Source organism: Actinacidiphila epipremni, assembly GCF_012034175.1.
GTDB lineage: Bacteria > Actinomycetota > Actinomycetes > Streptomycetales > Streptomycetaceae > Actinacidiphila > Actinacidiphila epipremni.
The window spans coordinates 1-17,263 of the sequence record NZ_JAATEJ010000001.1 but is presented as its reverse complement, the minus strand read 5'-3'; the positions used below and the strand labels follow the sequence as shown (position 1 = coordinate 17,263).

Sequence of the window (17,263 nt, the reverse complement as noted above, 5' to 3'; positions counted from 1 at the left end):
GGCACGGACCGGCCCCGGGGAAACGGATCATCAAAGATCACGCCGTCCAGGCTATCGCCCTGTCCGGGGCCCCTGTCAGGCGACGCCTTCGTACAAATGCGCCCTCGGTCTTTGGCCCCTGTGGACAGAAACCGGCCCGGACACCGCCGCGACCAGCGGTGATCCGCCTGCCCTGCCGTCAGGCCGCTATTCGCTCAGCTTGCTCGACCGCTTCGGCGAGGCTGTCGACCACCGGCACCCCCGCGGTCTCCAGGGCCGCCTTGCTGTGCGATCCCCCGGTGTAGAGCACGGCGTGGGCGCCGACGTGGGCGGCGGCTGCCGCGTCGTCCAGCGCGTCGCCGATCACCACGACCCGGCGGGGGTCGAGGGCGCCGAGCGCGCGCAGGTGGTGCAGCATCTGCTCGGACTTGCCCGCGGTGGAGGAGCCGGTGCGGCCGTCGACCCGCAGGAAGTGGTCGCTGATGCCGTGCGAGGCGACGATCGGCAGCAGCTGCGCGTGCGGCGCGAGCGAGCACAGCGACTGGGTGAGCCCGGCCGCGCGCCGGGCGGCCAGCAGCTCGGCGGCGCCCTCGGCGAGCCCGCAGGTCTCGGCCAGCGTCCAGTAGTGGCGGTGGAAGGAGGCATCCATGACCTCCCACTCCGCGTCCGAGGGCAGCCGGCCGATGAGCCGCTCGTAGAACCTGGGCACGGGCACGCAGTACAGCTCGCGGTAGCGGTCGAGGGTGATCGGGGGCAGTCCGAGTTCGGCGAAGGAGGCGTTGGTGGCCTCGATCACCGCGTCGATGTCGTGGAAGAGGGTTCCGTTCCAGTCCCACACGAGATGCGTGCTCATGGGAAAAACCGTACTCGCGTGAACCGCGACCCCGTCTCGCGACCTGTGGATAACTTTGACCGCGGTCGGATGATCGGACGGATACGCACATACGAATGAGAGGCCGAACGAAGGACCGACCTGTCACCCGATCAGGTTGGGGATCTCCTGGGTGGCGTACCAGAGCAGTTCATGGTCCTCGGCGCCGTCCACGGTGAACTGCGCGTCGTCGTCCCCGGCGTCCGCCGCCCCCAGGGCGTCCGCCGCCGCGGCCACGTCGGGCTCGGCGTCGTCCGCGTCGAGGTGGACGGCCGCGGCGTCCGACAGCGGCACCGGCCGGGAGAGCCGCACCTCGCCGAGCGCCGCCGGGTCCAGCCCGCGGTCGGGGTCAAAGCGCACGGCGTTGTCGGGCACGTCCACCGCGATGACGGCCCGCCGGCGCGGCACGTCCGGGTGCACGGCCAACAGCCGCAAGGACGCCTGGGCGGCCCTGGTCAGCGCCGCGTACTCCAGTTCCTCTATGTCGTCCGAGACGTACCACTCGCGCAGGCTCGGCGTCACGGCGTAGGCGTCGATCGGCGCCGGCCCCACGTCACCCGCCTTGTACGCCTCGGCCAGTCCAGTGAGAGTCGTCGGAATATAGACGCGCATGGCGTGAAGCATACGTGCGCAACCATCCTCACAGGTGAATTCCGCGGCGTATTCGAACAGCCCCTGCCGGGTTTGCCTCGCCACACTGGCGGCCCCTAGAACCGGACTACCAGCCGGTAACGATCTTGGGAGCCACCGCCGTGCAGCCACCGCACCAGCCCGCCGCGTCCACCCCCGACCCCGCGCCCGGGCCCACACCCGCACCCGCACGTAGGCCCACCCCGACCAGGAAGCCCGCCGCCGTACCGCAGCGCCGCCCCGCCGGAGGCGCCGGAGCCGCACCGCCCACCCGCCGGGACGGCCGCAGGCCCGCGGGCCGCCCACCGGCCGGGCGCGTACCGTCAGGGGCGCCGCGACCGCAGTCGGCGCACGCCTGGTTCGCCGGCCGCCTGCTGGACGTCCTGACCGGGCGGCAGCCGCTGACGACGCTCGCGGGCAAGGTCAGGGACGAGGCGTACCAGCAGCTGTGGGAGCTGCACACCCGGCGGTCGGACTGGCGCCCGCGCGGCAACCGGGGCCGTACCCCTTTCGTCTACCGCGTCTACCCCTTCCGGGCGTCCGCCGGGGCGCTGGAGGTGTGCGCGGTGGTGTGCCTGGACCACGACGTCTTCCGGGCGCTGGCCTTCCGGCTGGAGGCCGGCGGGCCGCACGCCACCTCCGGCTACGGGCCCGAGCGCTGGCACTGCACGGCCGTGGAGGCCGCATGACGCGGCCGGGGGGCCGGACCGCTGCCGCGCGGTCCGGCCCCCGGCCGGTGTGCCCTGCCGCCGCGCACCGGCGGCGGCGCTGCCTACTTCTTGCGGCGCCGCCCGCCCTTGGCGGCCTTGCGCCGCTCGGCGCGCGTCGAGCCGTCCTCGGCCGCGGCCGGCGCGGCGTCGGCCGGGGCGCCCGCGAACTCGCCCTCGACGACCCCGCCCTCGCCGTCCACCGACGGCGCGGAGAAGTGCAGCCGGTCGGCCCGCTTGGGGGCGTCCAGGCCCTTGGCGCGGATCTCCGGGCGCTCCTTGACCAGCGACGGCACCGCGTCCTCGACCTCGGCCTCGGCGGCCACCGGGACCTCCTCGACCTGCTGCTCGACCTGGACCTCCAGGTTGAACAGGTAGCCGACGGACTCCTCCTTGATGCCGTCCATCATGGCGGTGAACATGTCGAAGCCCTCGCGCTGGTACTCCACCAGCGGGTCGCGCTGCGCCATGGCCCGCAGGCCGATGCCCTCCTGGAGGTAGTCCATCTCGTACAGGTGCTCGCGCCACTTGCGGTCCAGCACCGACAGGACCACGCGCCGCTCCAGCTCGCGCATGATCTCCTCGCCGAGCTGCTTCTCCCGCTCGGCGTACTGCTCGTGGATGTCCTCCTTGACGGCCTCCGCGATGAACTCGGCGGTGAGCCCGGCGCGGTCGCCGGCCTCCTCCTCCAGCTCGTCGACGGTGACCTTCACCGGGTAGAGCTGCTTGAACGCGCCCCAGAGCCGGTCCAGGTCCCAGTCCTCGGCGAAGCCCTCGCGCGTCTCGGCGTCGATGTAGGCGTCGATCGTGTCGTCCATGAAGTGCTGCACCTGCTCGTGCAGGTCCTCGCCCTCCAGGACGCGGCGGCGCTCGCCGTAGATGACCTCGCGCTGCCGGTTGAGGACCTCGTCGTACTTCAGGACGTTCTTGCGGATCTCGAAGTTCTGCTGCTCGACCTGCGACTGGGCCGACGCGATCGCGCGGGTGACCATCTTGTTCTCGATCGGCACGTCGTCGGGCACATTGGCCATGGACATCACGCGCTCGACCATCTGCGCCTTGAACAGCCGCATCAGGTCGTCGCCGAGCGAGAGGTAGAACCGGGACTCGCCCGGGTCGCCCTGCCGGCCGGAACGGCCGCGCAGCTGGTTGTCGATCCGCCGCGACTCGTGCCGCTCGGTGCCCAGCACGTACAGCCCGCCGAGGTCCTTGACCTCTTCGTGCTCGGCCTTGACGGCCTCCTCGGCGCGCTCCAGGGCCGCCGGGAGGGCCGCGGCCCACTCCTCGACGTGCTCGACCGGGTCCAGGCCGCGCTGCCGCAGCTCGGCCTCGGCGAGGTCGTCGGGGTTGCCGCCGAGCTTGATGTCGGTGCCGCGGCCGGCCATGTTGGTGGCGACGGTGACCGCGCCCTTGCGGCCGGCCTGCGCGACGATCGACGCCTCACGGTCGTGCTGCTTGGCGTTGAGCACCTCGTGCGGCACACCGCGCTTGGACAGCTGCGCCGACAGGTACTCCGACTTCTCCACCGACACGGTGCCGACCAGCACCGGCTGGCCCTTCTCGTGCTTCTCCACGATGTCCTCGACGACGGCCGCGAACTTCGCTTCCTCGGTGCGGTAGATCAGGTCCGGGCGGTCCAGCCGGGCCACCGCGCGGTGCGTCGGGATCGGCACCACGCCGAGCTTGTAGATCTGGTGGAACTCGGCGGCCTCGGTCATGGCCGTACCGGTCATGCCGGACAGCTTGTCGTACAGCCGGAAGAAGTTCTGCAGGGTGATCGTGGCGAGCGTCTGGTTCTCGTCCTTGATGTCGACGCCCTCCTTCGCCTCGATGGCCTGGTGCATGCCCTCGTTGTAGCGGCGGCCGGCGAGGATACGGCCGGTGTGCTCGTCGACGATCATGACCTCGCCGTCGATGACGACGTAGTCCTTGTCGTTCTTGTAGAGCTCCTTGGCCTTGATGGCGTTGTTCAGATAACCGACGAGCGGGGTGTTGACCGACTCGTAGAGGTTGTCGATGCCCAGCCAGTCCTCGACCTTGGCGACACCCGACTCGTGGATGGCGACGGTGCGCTTCTTCTCGTCGACGTCGTAGTCGCCGGTCTCCTCCTTGCCGATGCCGCCGGCCTCGCCGCGGTCCAGCCGGCGCACCAGGCGCGCGAAGTCGCTGTACCACTTGGTGGCCTGGTCGGCGGGGCCGGAGATGATCAGCGGGGTACGGGCCTCGTCCACCAGGATCGAGTCGACCTCGTCGACGATGGCGAAGTTGTGGCCGCGCTGGACCAGTTCGTCCTTCGACCAGGCCATGTTGTCCCGGAGGTAGTCGAAGCCGAACTCGTTGTTGGTGCCGTAGGTGATGTCGCAGGCGTACTGCACCCGGCGCTCGGCGGGCGACTGGTTGGCCAGGATGCAGCCGACCTCCAGGCCGAGGAAGCGGTGCACCCGGCCCATCCACTCCGAGTCGCGCTCGGCGAGGTAGTCGTTGACGGTGATCAGGTGCACGCCCTTGCCGGACAGCGCGTTCAGGTACGCGGGCAGGGTGCCGACCAGCGTCTTGCCCTCGCCGGTGCGCATCTCGGCGACGTACCCCAGGTGCAGGGCGGCGCCACCCATCAACTGCACGTCGTAGTGCCGCTGGCCCAGAACGCGCCGGGCCGCTTCGCGTACGGTCGCGAACGCCTCGGGAAGCAGGTCGTCCAGGCTCTCGCCGTTCTCGTACCGCTCTTTGTACTCGTCGGTGAGCGCCCGCAGCTCGGCATCGGAAAGGTTCTCGAAGTCCTCTTCGATGGAATTGACCTGGTCCGCGATGCGGTGCAGCTTGCGCAGGATCTTGCCTTCGCCTGCACGCATGATCTTGGTGATGACGGACACGTAGGCTGGCTCCTTGCCGGTCGGGCCTGGCGCGGTTGCCGCGCGCGGCACAGCGGGGTTTGTCTGCCGGGCCCTGCTGCAACGGCCATCGTAAGCGAGGAGACCAGCGGGCCGGGAGGCCCGGCGGCGGCAAAACGGTTTTCCGGGGCTCCTGAGGCCCGCGATACTCGGCCGGAGGTCCTTCGACCCCGGAATTTCCCCTCGTGGAAAGGTGCGCCACTCCATGGAGCCCGTGACGCTGACGACCGAGCGACTGCTGCTGCGCCCGCTGGCACCCCGCGACGTGGACGCCGTCCATGCCGCGTGCCAGGACCCGGAGATCCCGCGCTGGACCAGCGTACCCGCTCCGTACACACGCGAGCACGCAGTGGAGTTCGTGGAGCGGATCTCCCCGCAGGGGTGGCGCGAGGACAGCCTGTACAACTTCGGCGTCTTCACCCGCGACGGCGGCGCGCTCGTCAGCTCCATGGGACTGGTCCGGCTCGGGCAGCTGGCCGCGCCGACGCGGCAGGCGGAGCTGGGCTACTGGACGGTCAAGGAGCAGCGCGGCAGGGGCTACACCGCCGAGGCGGGCCTCGCGGTGTGCCGCTGGGCCTTCGAGCAGCTCGGCGTGGAGCGGCTGGAGTGGTACGCCGAGGCCGGCAACGAGGGGTCGCGGGCGGTCGCGCGGAAGATCGGCTTCGTGATGGAGGGGACGGTACGCGCCAAGGTCGTGCACAACGGCACGCGCCGCGACGCCTGGTCCGGCTCGCTGCTGCCCGGCGACCTCGGCCTCGGGCAGGCCGCCCCCTATCTGCCGTACGACCCCGCGCGGGCGGCGGCCTGAGCGGGTCGTACGGCCCGGTGGACGGTGGAGTCCGCGCAGGTCAGGGGTGATTGTCAGTGGCGGGTTCTAGCCTTGCCGCCATGACAGTGCTGCCACCGCCCCAGCTCTCCCTCTCCGCCGACGAGGCCCGCAGGATCGCGCTGCGCGCCCAGGGGTTCGTCGGCGCCCCCGACCGGCGGGCCGGCGTCCGCGGAGTGCTGCGCGCGCTGGGCGCGGTGCAGCTGGACACCATCTCGGTGCTCGCCCGCTCGCACGAGCTGATCCCTTACGCGCGGCTCGGCGCGGTCGGCCGGCAGGCGGTGGAGCAGGCGTACTGGTCGGACGGCCACTCCTTCGAGTACTGGTCGCACGCCGCGTGCATCCTGCCCGTCGAGGAGTGGCCGCACTTCGCCTTCCGCCGCCGGGCGCGGCGGGCGCGCGGCCACCGCTGGCACGTGCTGGCCGACGCCGAGCGGTCGTGCGCCGCGGTCCTGGACCGGCTGAAGGCGGACGGGCCGCTGACGTCCACGGAGCTGGGCGGCGCGAAGAACGGCGGCCCGTGGTGGGACTGGTCGGAGACGAAGATCGCCGTGGAGTGGCTGCTGGACACCGGCGAGGTCGTGTGCACCACCCGGCGCGGCTGGAAGCGGGTCTACAACCTGGCCGAGCGCGCCGTCCCCGGCGAGCTGCTGCACGACGACCTCGACGACACCGAGTGCATCCGGCGGCTCGTCGCGCAGGCCGGGGCCGCGATGGGGGTGGCGACCCGGGCGGACCTCGCGGACTACCACCGACTCAAGGGCGAGGAGGTCGCCGCGGTCATCGACGACACGGGCCTGGTGCCGGTCGAGGTCGAGGGCTGGGGCAAGCCCGCGTGGGCCGATCCGGCGGCGCTGGCCGCCCCGGTGCGCGGCCGGCACCGTACGACCCTGCTGTCGCCGTTCGACTCGCTGGTGTGGGACCGGCCGCGCACCGAGCGGATCTTCGGCTTCACCCACCGGCTGGAGGCGTACACCCCCAAGGCCAAGCGGGTGCACGGCTACTTCGCGATGCCGCTGCTGGCCGGCGGGCGGTTGGTGGGCCGGGTCGACCCGGCGCGGGAGGGCAGGACGCTGATCGCCCGGCAGGTGACGCTGGACGGGCCGAAGGCGGTGCAGCCCGCGGCCGACGCCCTCGCCGAGGCGGCGGGCTGGGTGGGCTGCGTCGAGGCCCGGGTGGAGCGGGTGGTGCCGGAGACGCTGCGCGAGGCGCTGGTCGGCGCCGTCAAGCTCACCCACGACCGCCGCTGACCGGCCGGCCGCCGTACGGGCCCGCCCGGTCCGGGGCGGGCCCTGCGCGCACGGGTCAGCGGATCTCCAGGATCTTCTCCCGCATCGCGTAGACCACGGCCTCCATCCGGGAGTGCAGCTGCAGCTTCTCCAGGATGTTGCGCACATGGTTCTTCACGGTGTTCTCGCTGATGAAGAGCTCCTTGGCGATGTCGCGGTTGTTCAGCCCGGTCGCCACCAGCTTGAGCACCTCCAGCTCCCGGTCGGTGAGCCTGGGGGCCGGCAGCAGCCGCCGCTCGTCGGTGCGCTGGATCATCGACTTGAACTCGGTGAGCAGCTTGGACGCCATCGACGGGCTGATCTGCGACTGCCCGTCGGCGACCGCGCGGATCGCGGTGGCGACCTCGTCGGTGGAGATCTCCTTGAGCAGGTAGCCGGTCGCGCCGGCCTTGATCGCCTCGTAGAGGTCGGCTTCCTCGTCGCTTATCGTCAGCATGATGATCTTGGCGCTGGGGGCCACCTCCTTGATCGAGGTGCATGCCTCGATGCCGCCGCGGCGCGGCATCCGCACATCCATCAGCACGATGTCGGGCAGCAGGTCGGCGGCCTTCTCCACCGCCTCCGCGCCGTCCCCGGCCTCGCCGACGACCTGGATGTCCTCCTCCTGCGCGAGCACGATCTCCAGCCCGCGGCGGAACAACGCGTGGTCGTCGACCACCAGCACCCGGATCGGCTCGTCGGGCTCCGGTCCGTCACCGGGGTCGCGGTCGCCCTCGCCGGCGGCCCGGTGCGCGAAGTCCGGCATCTGATCCTCCCCCTCAGACCGCAGTTCGCCACTGCTGGTCCAGCATTGCACGTCCCGGCGCGGCGGTGCCCCCGGGACGAACCCGGGGGCACCGCCGCGCCGGCCTTACCGTCTTGCCGCCGCGTCACGGCGTCACGGCGCGTCAGGCAGCCGCGTCAGCGGTGCAGTCCGCCGCCGGCGCCCGCCGGGGCCTGCGCCACCGCCGCGTCGGAGTTGAGATGGATGACGCCGTAGTCGTAGCCGTGCCTGCGGTAGACCACGCTCGGCTGCTTGGTGTCGATGTCGACGAACAGGTAGAAGTCGTGCCCGACGAGCTCCATCTCGTACAGCGCCTGGTCCAGCGCCATCGGGGCCGCGGCGTGGGTCTTCTCCCGGACCACCAGGGGCCCGTCGCCGCGCACTTCGAGCGTGCCCACCCGCTTGGTCGGCACCCCCTCCGGCTCGGACGGACCGCCCACCAGCTCACCGTCCCCGTTGAGGTGCGCTGCTCCCGACACCACGTCGGGCACCTCCGCGGCGGGGATCCGGCCCGCTCCGCGGCGCGTGTGGCGCTTGCTCGCGGCCTTGCGCAGCCGCGCCTCCAGCTTCGTCACCGCCACGTCCAGCGCGGCATACGGGTCGGCCGCGGCGGCTTCCGCGCGCACCACCGGCCCCCGGGAGTTGAGCGTGATCTCCACTCGGTCGGAACGATCCGCCTGCCGCGGGTTGAGCTCCTTGGACACCTCGACGTCGAGGCTGATCACCTTGCCGTCGAGCTTCTGGATCTTGTCAAGCTTCTCGGCCACGTGCTTCCGGAACCGCTCGGGCACCTCGGTCTTGCGGCCCTTGACGACGATGTCCACGCAGAACTCCGTTCCCGGACCGCGCCGACACCTCGGCCGCGGTCCCTTTCGCCAAACCGGCCCGGGACCAGTCCCGTCCGGCACTGCGTAGGCTGCCGCTCCGCCTCCCCGGCCGACCGGGGACCGCGAAGCTGCGGCTTTCACCTCCTCCTGCCCCACGAGGAAGATCATCACCCGTGGCGCTGTCTTCCCTCTACCCCGAACATAGTCCCGGAGTGCAGAAGTCGGCATCCTCAGCGACTTGATACCTCCATTCGGGTGAATGCCCACCGCTGTCACCTGCGAGGACACTCGTCGGGGTGGATTCAGCGGGCCTCGGGTCCCGCCACCACCGCCGCCCCTTTCACCCTCCCTCCCGCCGCCCTGACCGCATGTGCGGCCACGCTCAGTGACGTCCCGGTGGTCATCAGGTCGTCCACCAGCACCACCGGCGCCGCCGCGAGCAGCGCCGCCGCGCCGCCCACCGCCTCCACCGCGCCCGACAGGTTCGCGAGCCTGCCCGGCGCGTCGAGCCGCGACTGGTCGGCGACCAGCCGCCGGTGCCGCAGCACGGCCGCCGACCGGGCCGCGACGCCCTGCCCGCGCAGCGCCGCCGCCGCGGCACGGGCCATCCGCGCGGTCGCGTCATGGCCCCGCCGGGCCACTGCCCGCCGCGCCGAGGGCACTGGCACCAGCAGCAGGCTCCCGGCGCCGCCCAGCGCCGTCACAGCCCCGGCAAGGGCCATTCCCAGCGGCCGGGCCAGCCCCAGCGCGCCCCGCTCCTTGTGCGCCAGGAGCACGGCCCGCACCTCGTCCCCATACCGCCCGGCGGCGTAGACCGGTGGCAGTCCGGGCGGCTCGGTCGCCGGGCGCACCCGCCGCGCCGAGGCCGGCCCGCCCAGCAGCCCCCGGCACCGCGCGCACAGCTCCGTCCGGGGCAGGCCGCAGCCCGCGCAGTCCACCGGCAGCACCAGCCCGGTGATCTCCTGCCACCAACCCCGCATGCCTCCACTGTGGCGGTCGCGGGCGGGGCGCTGCCAGTCACTCGTTCGAGGCTGTGGATAACCCCGCAGCGGTGGCGAGGCCGCAGGTCCGGGGCGGCCCGCGGTCGGCCCGGGGCCCTGGCGGGGGCGGTCAGCCGGGGTAGACGGGGCTGTCGCCCTTCGGAGTGACCTTCTTCCAGTTCGAGTCGTCCGGCAGCCAGTAGACGCTGCCGTTGTAGGAGGCCAGCAGCGGGTTCGTCGGGTCCTCGGAGGCCGCCACCGACACCGCCTCGCCGATGCTCTCCAGCGCGGGGGCCGCGGAGCCGTCGGTGTTGACGTACTGGATCTGCTGCCCGCCGCCGCCCTGGTCGCTGCCGAGCACCACCAGCCGGCTCGCGCCCGCCCACGACACCGAGCCGACGCTCTCGCCCGCCGGCGTCAGGTCGCGCAGGCCGTGCACGGCGAACTCCGGCCGCGCGGCGGTTCCGGCCCGGTCGATCAAGCCCAGCTTGAGCCGGTCGATGCCGCCCTCGGCCACCACCAGCGCGATCCGCACCCCGTCGGAGGACACCCGCAGCGACTCGATCCGCCCGTCCAGCTCGGGCACGGTCACCTGGGCGGGCTGCCCGGTGCCGTCCGGCAGCACGTACAGCCGGGAGACCGCCGGATTGCGGTCGGCGACCCACAGATCGCCGAAGCCGTCCCAACTCGGCGCGCTCAGGCCATTCTTGGGGTCCTGCGCAGCGCTGGTGAGCGGCGCCGCCTCCGCCGTCCCGGCACCGGACAACGGGGCCACGACCAGCTGCCGCCCGTCGGTCTTCACGCCGGCGGCCATCCCTCCGTCGCGCCGCACGGCCACCGACCTCAGGTCGGCCTTGGCCGCGCCGAACGGCCCGGGCACCGGATGGGCCGTGGTGCCGCCCGGCGTGAGCTGCATCAGCTGGTGCTGGTCGGAGCCGATGTAGTACTCCCCGGCTGAGGAGCCGGAAAGGCCGCCGCTCGTGTACTCCTGCGCGTCGTCGGCGTTCAGCGCGCAGGCAGGCGACCCGTCGGCCCGCACCAGGTTCACCGCCAGTAGCTTGGCCGACGCCTGGCTCTGGGCGGTGGCGAAGACCTGCGCCGCCAGCCGCCGGCAGCGGTCGCCGGTGAGCGCGTCCGCGCTCTTGTTCAGCTGCACCCGCACATGCTGCGAGTCCTCCATGGTCACGGCCGACGCGGCACTCCCGGCAAGACCGATTCCGGGAGGCGCGGCCGACGTGACCACCGGCGCCAGCCATGCCGACGGCCCCTCCAACAGCGCCTGCAACGCGCTGGCCAGCGCGTCCGGCTGCTGCTGGCGCAGGTACACCGGGTCGGCGACCAGTGCCTCCTGCCGGGCGCCCGAGCGGCGCTCGTCCGCACCGGCCCGGGCGAAGTAGTACATGTTCACCGAGTGGTATATGCGCCGGAAGTCCGCCGCGGTCAGGATCAGTCCGGGCGGCAGGTCGGAGATCCGCCACTCGGTGCCCTGCTTGACCAGGCCGATGTTGATGTCGAAACTGCCGGGCGCGGGAGTGTAGGCATGCCGGGCGTCCACCGACGCCGCCTTGGCTCCCGACAGCGCGACCTGGGTGCGGACCGCCTTGGGATCGAGGTCGAGATCCGCCTTGCTCGTCGGGCCGCCGGAGAGCACGGTGATGCCGGCCAGCGGGTCCCAGCTCTTCTGCAGGCCGGTCGCCAGGTACTTCTTGGCGGTGGCGAAGTTGGCCTCACCGCTGGTGGTGGCCTCCAGGAAGCCGTTGACGATCTCCGAGGGGCTGTCGCCCGGGTGCGGGGGGATGCCGAAGACCTGCACCTGCGTGTCGCCGTCCGCCTGCTGGCCGTTGTCGACCTTGCGGACCTCCCCGGAGCTGGGCATCGAGGCGCAGCCGGCCAGCAGCAGCACGGCGCACGCGCCCAGCGTCCCGCCCCTGACCATCCGGCCCTTCCGGCCCGTCCGGCCCCCCATGCCTGCCATCAGACGTCTTCCTCCCGCACGGCTTCCTTGCGCTCGACCACCCGCGACCCGCTGCCCGGCAGCGCGGCCGGATCGGCCGTCGGCGGCCGGGCCGGCGCGGCACTGGGCATCGGCGGTATCAGCGGCGGCCGGCGCGGCCCCGCGTCCCTGCTGTGCCCGTCACCGGCAGCCCCTGCCCGCGGTACGGGCACGGTCCCCGACCCGCGCGCCCCCTTGGCCCCGGACGCGGCGCGGGCGCGGTTGCGGCGCGAGTCCTCCGGCTCCAGCGGGATCGGTGACCCGCGCAGGCTCTCGCCGGCGGTCCGCGGCAGCGTCATACGGAACTGCGAGCCGCCACCCGGCTCACCCCATGCCTGGAGCCAGCCGCCGTGCAGCCGGGCGTCCTCCACCGCGATCGACAGGCCGAGGCCGGTGCCGCCCGTGGTGCGCGCCCGCGCCGGGTCGGCGCGCCAGAACCGGTTGAACACCCGGGTCGCCTCGCCGGGCTTGAGCCCGACGCCGTAGTCGCGCACCGCGACCGCGACCGCGCCGTCCGCCGTCGCCAGGTGCACCACCACGTCACGGCCGTCGCCGTGCTCGATCGCGTTGACCACCAGATTGCGCAGCACCCGCTCGACCCGGCGCGGATCGGCCTCGGCGATCACCGGCTGGGCGTCGCCGCGGATCAGCACATTGCTGCCCTTGCGCTCGGCCAGCGGCTCCGCGGCGTCCACCACCCGCCGTACGACGTCGCGCAGGTCTATCGGCTCGGCCGCCAGCTCCGCCGCGCCCGCGTCGAACCTGCTGATCTCCAGCAGGTCCGACAGCAGCGACTCGAAGCGGTCCAGCTGGTTCTGCAGCAGCTCGGCCGACCGGGCCGTCACCGGGTCGAAGTCCTCGCGCGCGTCATGGATGACGTCCGCCGCCATCCGCACCGTCGTCAGCGGCGTGCGCAGCTCGTGCGACACGTCGGAGACGAAACGCCGCTGCATCCGCGACAGGTCCTCCAACTGCTGGATCTTGACCTGCAGACTCTGCGCCATCTTGTTGAACGACTCACCGAGCCGCGCGATGTCGTCCTCGCCGGTGACCTGCATACGCTCCTGGAGCCGGCCCGACGCGAGCCGCTCGGCGATCCCGGCCGCCATCCGCACCGGCGTGACCACCTGGCGCGTCACCAGCCACGCGATGGCGCCGAGCAGCACCACCACGAATATCCCGGCCGTCGCCAAAGTGCCCTTGACCAGTCCGAGAGTCTTCTCCTCCTGGTCGAAGGGGAAGACGTAGTAGAGCTGGTACGCATTGCCGTTCGGGTCCGTCAGCCGCTTGCCGACCGCGAGCGCGTCACGCGGCGGGGCGTTGTCGGTGTGGAGCTTGGTGTACTGCTTGAGGGCGCCGACATGCGTCTCCAGGGCGTCGCTGAGCGCCTTGGAGATGGTCGTCGCGGGCTCCCCGTGGGCCGACGTGCGGGGCCCGTGCGGATTGTCGTCGCCGCTGCCGAGCGTGCTCGACGACTCGGCTCCGGGGCTGAGCGTGAAGACCCAGAAGACGTCCTTGCCGCCGCTGCTGAGCTGGTTGACCAGATCGGTCAGCCAGCCGCCCGACTGGGTCGGCTGCGTGGCGTCCGGCCCGTCCTGGCTCCCCTGCGCCTGCCCGGACTGGACCGCCATCTGCTGGGCGATGGAGAACCCGCTGCCGGCCTGCTTCTCCGACGCCTTCTCCTTGGCGTCCAGCAGCCCGTTGCGCACCTGGCCGATCACGACGAAGCCGAGCAGCAGGACCACGCCGACCGACATCAGCAGCGTGAAGGCGACCACCCGGAGCTGGAGATTGCGCCGCCACAGCCGGGACGCCGGCTGCAGGGGCCGCCGTGCCCAGCGCACGCACGACCGGATGACCGGCACGAGGCCCCGCAACGGGTCCCCGAGCCGGCTCTCCAGCCGCCCGCGCTCGTACGACGCGAACATCTCAGCCCGGCCCCGCCTTGTAACCGACACCGCGGACGGTCACGACGATCTCCGGGCGCTCCGGGTCCTGCTCGACCTTGGAGCGCAGCCGCTGCACATGCACGTTCACCAGGCGGGTGTCCGCCGCGTGGCGGTAACCCCACACCTGCTCCAGCAGCACCTCACGGGTGAAGACCTGCCAGGGCTTGCGGGCGAGCGCGACCAGCAGGTCGAACTCCAGCGGCGTGAGCGCGATCGGCTGCCCGTCGCGCTTGACGGAGTGGCCCGCCACGTCGATCACCAGATCGCCGATCGTCAGCTGCTCCGGCGTCGGCTCCTCGGCCCTGCGCAGCCGGGCCCTGACCCGCGCCACCAGCTCCTTGGGCTTGAACGGCTTGATGACGTAGTCATCGGCACCGGACTCCAGCCCGACCACCACGTCCACGGTGTCGCTCTTGGCCGTGAGCATCACGATCGGGACACCGGACTCCGCCCGGATCTGCCGGCACACGTCGATGCCGTCCCGACCCGGCAGCATCAGGTCGAGCAGCACGAGATCCGGCTTGGCCTCCCGGAAAGCAGCCAGCGCCTTGTCGCCGTCAGCACAGAACGACGGCTCGAAACCCTCTCCACGCAGCACGATGCCGAGCATCTCTGACAGCGCGGTGTCGTCGTCGACGACCAGGACACGTCCCTTCATACCGACCATCATCCCATTTGCATATCGATATTGGTGACCTTTGGTGACCAAGGTCACGGTATGCGACCATTGTCCCCGGTTCGTACCTGGTTGCGCTGCCCCCCATTGCAGCCTGTGGATAACGAACGGCCCGCTCCGCGATCAACGATGCGCGGAGCGTCACCGAGTGGACTGCTGTACACACACCGACGCGAGACTGTCGGCCGTCACGGGTGACGCCACGCCGTACTCGGTGACGATCGCGGTGATCAGTTCGGGCGGTGTGACATCGAAAGCCGGATTATAGGCCCGAGCGCCCAGTGGTGACGGCGCCAGATCCGTCACCTCGCTCCCCGGGCGCTGCTCCACCTCGATCCCGGCCCCGTCCGGCGTCGCCGGATCGACCGTCGTCGACGGCGCCACCACCACGAACGGCACATGGTGATAGCGGGCGAGCACCGCCAGCGGGTAACTCCCCACCTTGTTCGCCGTCGAACCGTCCGCGGCGATCCGGTCCGCCCCGACCAGCACCGCGTCCACCTTCCCCGCCGCGAAGAGCGACCCCGCCGCGTTGTCCGCGAGCAGCGTGTACGGCATCCCCGCGCGCGCCGCCTCGTACGCCGTCAGGCGCGAGCCCTGGAGCAGCGGACGCGTCTCGTCCACCCACAGCCGCCGCAGCTGCCCGGAGCCATGCAGCGCGAACGCCACGCCCAGCGCCGTCCCGTTGCCGCCGGACACCAGGGCGCCGGTGTTGCAGTGCGTCAGGAGACGGTAGCTGCCGCCGGGCGCCAGCTCCGCGAGCAGCTGCACGCCGTGCCGCGCCATGGCCGCGCTCGCCGCCGCGTCCTCGGCGTGCAGGGCCCGTGCCTCGGCAAGCGCCGCAGCCGCGGCACCGCCCGGCTCCGCGGCACGGTAGGCGGCCAGCGCCCGCCGCACCCCGTAGCCCAGATTCACCGCCGTGGGGCGCGCGTGTGCCAGCAGATCCGCCGCGTCCTCCACGTCGTAGCCCCGCGCAGCCGCCAGGGCGACGCCGTACGCGCCCGCCAGCCCCAGCAGCGGAGCCCCGCGCACGGCGAGCGAGCGTATCGCCGCGACCAGCGCCGGAACGTCCGTACAGGCCAGCTCGACCTCCTCCCGCGGCAGCCGCGTCTGGTCGAGGAGCACCAGGACCGGGCCGTCCGGCGGCTCCTCCCACCGCAGCGCGGGAACGGCGGCCTGACCGGTTTGCACGAGGTGATCATCCATCCGTCCAGTCTGCCCTGCCCCGCCCGACCAGCGGCAGCCCGTGACACGATGGCGCGAGTAGCAGCAGAGCACACGCAGCACACAGGACATACGAAAGGGCAGCCTCCGATGACCAACACTCCGGGCTGGGCAACGCCCGGATCCTCCGGCTCCCCGGAACCGGGCAGCGGCGACAGCCCCGACAGCACGCCCCCCGCGGCGGACACCGACGCCTCCGCCACCGCCTCCGGCGACAACGCGGGCAGCGACGCGGGCAGCAGCCCCACGCCGCCGCCCGGCGGTGCGTGGTCGCAGCGGCAGCCCCCGCCCGGGCCATGGCACCAGGCGTCCCCGCCCGCCGCGCCCACCCCGGAGCAGCCGGCCGCGCCGACCGCGCCGACGACGGCGGAACCGGACCAGGCCCCCCAGGCCCCGCACCCGCCCGCCGGCGGCTGGGGCCGGCAGTGGGCCCCGCCGCCGCCCCCGCAGCAGGGCGGCGGCCCGCGCTGGGGCCCGAGCGCCCCGTACGGCGCGCCGGCGCCCGGTTACGGCCCCGGTCCGTCCGCACCGCAGCCCGGCGTCGTCCCGCTGCGTCCCCTGGACGTCGGGCAGATCCTCAGCGGCGCCTTCGCCACCCTGCGGCTGCACTGGCGCACCGCTGTGGCGCTGTCGTTCGGCGTCGCGCTGGTCACCGAGACCGTCAACGCGATCGTCAGCGGATTCCTCATCGACGACTCCGGCATCGACGACCTCAACCGCGAGTCCGACCCGAGCGTGAGCGACATCCTCCACGCGCTCGGCAGCAGCGCCGCGGCGTCCCTGCTCGTGCTCGTCACCAGCCTGATCGGCATCGTCCTCGCCTCCGGCCTGCTGACCGTGCTCATCAGCCGCGCCGTCCTCGGCCGCCCCGCCCCGCTGCGGGACGCCTGGCGCGACGTCCGCCCCCGGCTGGCCCGCCTCGGCGGACTCGCGGTGCTGCTCCCGTTCGGGCTGCTCGCGATCGTCGCGGTCCCCGCGCTCCCCGGTGTGCTGATCGCCCTGGCCGGCGGCGAGTCCGCCGGCGCCTCGCTCGCCTCCCTCGGCGTGCTGGTGGGGACGGTCGTGGCCGTATGGCAGTGGAACCTCTGGAGCCTGGCGGCGCCGGCCCTGATGCTCGAGAAGCAGGGCGTCAAGGAGGCGGTGAAGCGCTCGACGAAGCTCGTCATGGGCTCGTGGTGGCGCGTCCTCGGCGTGCAGCTGCTCGCCCTGCTCGTCACTGCTTTCGCGTCCGTCGTCATCGAGCTGCCGTTCTCGGCGATCGCCGACGGCGTCGGCAACGGAGGCGGCGGGCTCTTCTCCGGAACCCATGCCGACTGGCCCACGGTCATCATTTCGGGCATCGGCGCCGTCATCGCCTCCACCCTGACCCTGCCGGTCAGCGCGGGCGCCGTCTCCCTGCTGTACATCGACCAGCGTATCCGCCGCGAAGCCCTCGACCTGGACCTCGCCCGCGCGGCGAAGGTCCCCGGATACACGACGGCCACCCCGGCCGACATCCGCTGAGGGCGGCCTTCTCCCGCTCCCTTTTCCCCTTTCCCCGTCTCCTGTACGCCCGGGTGGGATGTGCAGGAGACGGGGAAGCGTGCGGGAGAAGGTGAGCCGGGCAACGCAAAAGAGCCCTGGCTCCGAGATTTCTCCCGGAGCCAGGGCTCCCAATATTT

General features: G+C 72.4%; 14 protein-coding genes. 4 read left to right on the top strand and 10 right to left on the bottom strand.

Annotation, left to right across the window (positions count from 1 at the left end; all coding sequences use genetic code 11):
• Positions 1–178: 178 nt before the first annotated feature.
• A complete protein-coding gene (locus HCN08_RS00070) occupies positions 179–832 on the bottom strand; it encodes an HAD family hydrolase (RefSeq protein ID WP_167980712.1) in 654 nt (217 codons plus the stop codon).
• A 123-nt stretch (positions 833–955) separates the two neighbouring features.
• The gene (locus HCN08_RS00065; protein WP_167980711.1) at positions 956–1,462 is read right to left on the bottom strand and encodes a DUF6912 family protein; all 507 of its coding nucleotides are present in this window, start codon (positions 1,460–1,462) and stop codon (positions 956–958) included.
• A gap of 140 nt (positions 1,463–1,602) precedes the next feature.
• Between HCN08_RS00065 and HCN08_RS00060 the strand changes: the two genes are divergently transcribed.
• On the top strand, positions 1,603–2,169 hold the full coding sequence (locus HCN08_RS00060; RefSeq protein ID WP_167980710.1) for an Rv3235 family protein: 567 nt from the start codon (positions 1,603–1,605) through the stop codon (positions 2,167–2,169).
• Between the two features lie 83 nt (positions 2,170–2,252).
• On the opposite strand, the gene secA is transcribed toward HCN08_RS00060, so the two are convergent.
• Complete coding sequence (secA, locus tag HCN08_RS00055; protein ID WP_167980709.1) at positions 2,253–5,057, bottom strand: preprotein translocase subunit SecA; 2,805 nt, start codon at positions 5,055–5,057, stop codon at positions 2,253–2,255.
• 223 nt (positions 5,058–5,280) lie between these two features.
• Here secA and HCN08_RS00050 point away from each other — a divergent pair, with 223 nt between their 5' ends.
• Complete coding sequence (locus tag HCN08_RS00050) at positions 5,281–5,883, top strand: GNAT family N-acetyltransferase (RefSeq protein ID WP_167980708.1); 603 nt, start codon at positions 5,281–5,283, stop codon at positions 5,881–5,883.
• A gap of 80 nt (positions 5,884–5,963) precedes the next feature.
• The gene (locus tag HCN08_RS00045) at positions 5,964–7,151 is read left to right on the top strand and encodes a winged helix-turn-helix domain-containing protein (RefSeq protein WP_206318172.1); all 1,188 of its coding nucleotides are present in this window, start codon (positions 5,964–5,966) and stop codon (positions 7,149–7,151) included.
• A 55-nt stretch (positions 7,152–7,206) separates the two neighbouring features.
• Here the strand turns inward: HCN08_RS00045 and HCN08_RS00040 are convergent, their stop codons facing one another.
• The 7 genes from HCN08_RS00040 to mtnA form a co-directional block, all read right to left on the bottom strand.
• Positions 7,207–7,935, bottom strand: a complete 729-nt coding sequence (locus HCN08_RS00040) for a response regulator (protein ID WP_167980706.1) — start codon at positions 7,933–7,935, stop codon at positions 7,207–7,209.
• 155 nt (positions 7,936–8,090) lie between these two features.
• A complete protein-coding gene (gene hpf, locus HCN08_RS00035) occupies positions 8,091–8,777 on the bottom strand; it encodes a ribosome hibernation-promoting factor, HPF/YfiA family (RefSeq protein WP_322974142.1) in 687 nt (228 codons plus the stop codon).
• 305 nt (positions 8,778–9,082) lie between these two features.
• Complete coding sequence (locus tag HCN08_RS00030; protein WP_167980705.1) at positions 9,083–9,760, bottom strand: ComF family protein; 678 nt, start codon at positions 9,758–9,760, stop codon at positions 9,083–9,085.
• Between the two features lie 130 nt (positions 9,761–9,890).
• Positions 9,891–11,735 carry an LpqB family beta-propeller domain-containing protein gene (locus HCN08_RS00025; protein WP_240969649.1) on the bottom strand — a complete coding sequence of 615 codons (1,845 nt, stop codon included), beginning with the start codon at positions 11,733–11,735 and terminating at the stop codon, positions 9,891–9,893.
• Positions 11,735–13,681: an MtrAB system histidine kinase MtrB gene (mtrB, locus tag HCN08_RS00020; RefSeq protein ID WP_167980704.1), complete on the bottom strand. Its 1,947-nt coding sequence runs from the start codon at positions 13,679–13,681 to the stop codon at positions 11,735–11,737. Before mtrB ends, HCN08_RS00025 begins: the two co-directional genes overlap by 1 nt.
• 1 nt (position 13,682) lies before the next feature.
• Positions 13,683–14,372 carry an MtrAB system response regulator MtrA gene (mtrA, locus tag HCN08_RS00015; protein WP_106966605.1) on the bottom strand — a complete coding sequence of 230 codons (690 nt, stop codon included), beginning with the start codon at positions 14,370–14,372 and terminating at the stop codon, positions 13,683–13,685.
• Positions 14,373–14,519: 147 nt separating this feature from the next.
• The gene (mtnA, locus tag HCN08_RS00010) at positions 14,520–15,584 is read right to left on the bottom strand and encodes an S-methyl-5-thioribose-1-phosphate isomerase (protein WP_167980703.1); all 1,065 of its coding nucleotides are present in this window, start codon (positions 15,582–15,584) and stop codon (positions 14,520–14,522) included.
• Positions 15,585–15,692: 108 nt separating this feature from the next.
• On the opposite strand from mtnA, the gene HCN08_RS00005 reads away from it, so the two are divergent.
• On the top strand, positions 15,693–17,105 hold the full coding sequence (locus tag HCN08_RS00005) for a hypothetical protein (RefSeq protein WP_167980702.1): 1,413 nt from the start codon (positions 15,693–15,695) through the stop codon (positions 17,103–17,105).
• Positions 17,106–17,263: the final 158 nt, after the last annotated feature.

Coding starts and splice junctions, on each gene's coding strand:
- HCN08_RS00070 (WP_167980712.1), bottom strand. CDS start 832: ATGAGCACGCATCTCGTGTGGGACTGGAACGGAACCCTCTTCCACGAC.
- HCN08_RS00065 (WP_167980711.1), bottom strand. CDS start 1,462: ATGCGCGTCTATATTCCGACGACTCTCACTGGACTGGCCGAGGCGTAC.
- HCN08_RS00050 (WP_167980708.1), top strand. CDS start 5,281: ATGGAGCCCGTGACGCTGACGACCGAGCGACTGCTGCTGCGCCCGCTG.
- HCN08_RS00045 (WP_206318172.1), top strand. CDS start 5,964: ATGACAGTGCTGCCACCGCCCCAGCTCTCCCTCTCCGCCGACGAGGCC.
- HCN08_RS00040 (WP_167980706.1), bottom strand. CDS start 7,935: ATGCCGGACTTCGCGCACCGGGCCGCCGGCGAGGGCGACCGCGACCCC.
- HCN08_RS00030 (WP_167980705.1), bottom strand. CDS start 9,760: ATGCGGGGTTGGTGGCAGGAGATCACCGGGCTGGTGCTGCCGGTGGAC.
- HCN08_RS00025 (WP_240969649.1), bottom strand. CDS start 11,735: ATGGCAGGCATGGGGGGCCGGACGGGCCGGAAGGGCCGGATGGTCAGG.
- mtrB (WP_167980704.1), bottom strand. CDS start 13,681: ATGTTCGCGTCGTACGAGCGCGGGCGGCTGGAGAGCCGGCTCGGGGAC.
- mtrA (WP_106966605.1), bottom strand. CDS start 14,372: ATGATGGTCGGTATGAAGGGACGTGTCCTGGTCGTCGACGACGACACC.
- mtnA (WP_167980703.1), bottom strand. CDS start 15,584: ATGGATGATCACCTCGTGCAAACCGGTCAGGCCGCCGTTCCCGCGCTG.
- HCN08_RS00005 (WP_167980702.1), top strand. CDS start 15,693: ATGACCAACACTCCGGGCTGGGCAACGCCCGGATCCTCCGGCTCCCCG.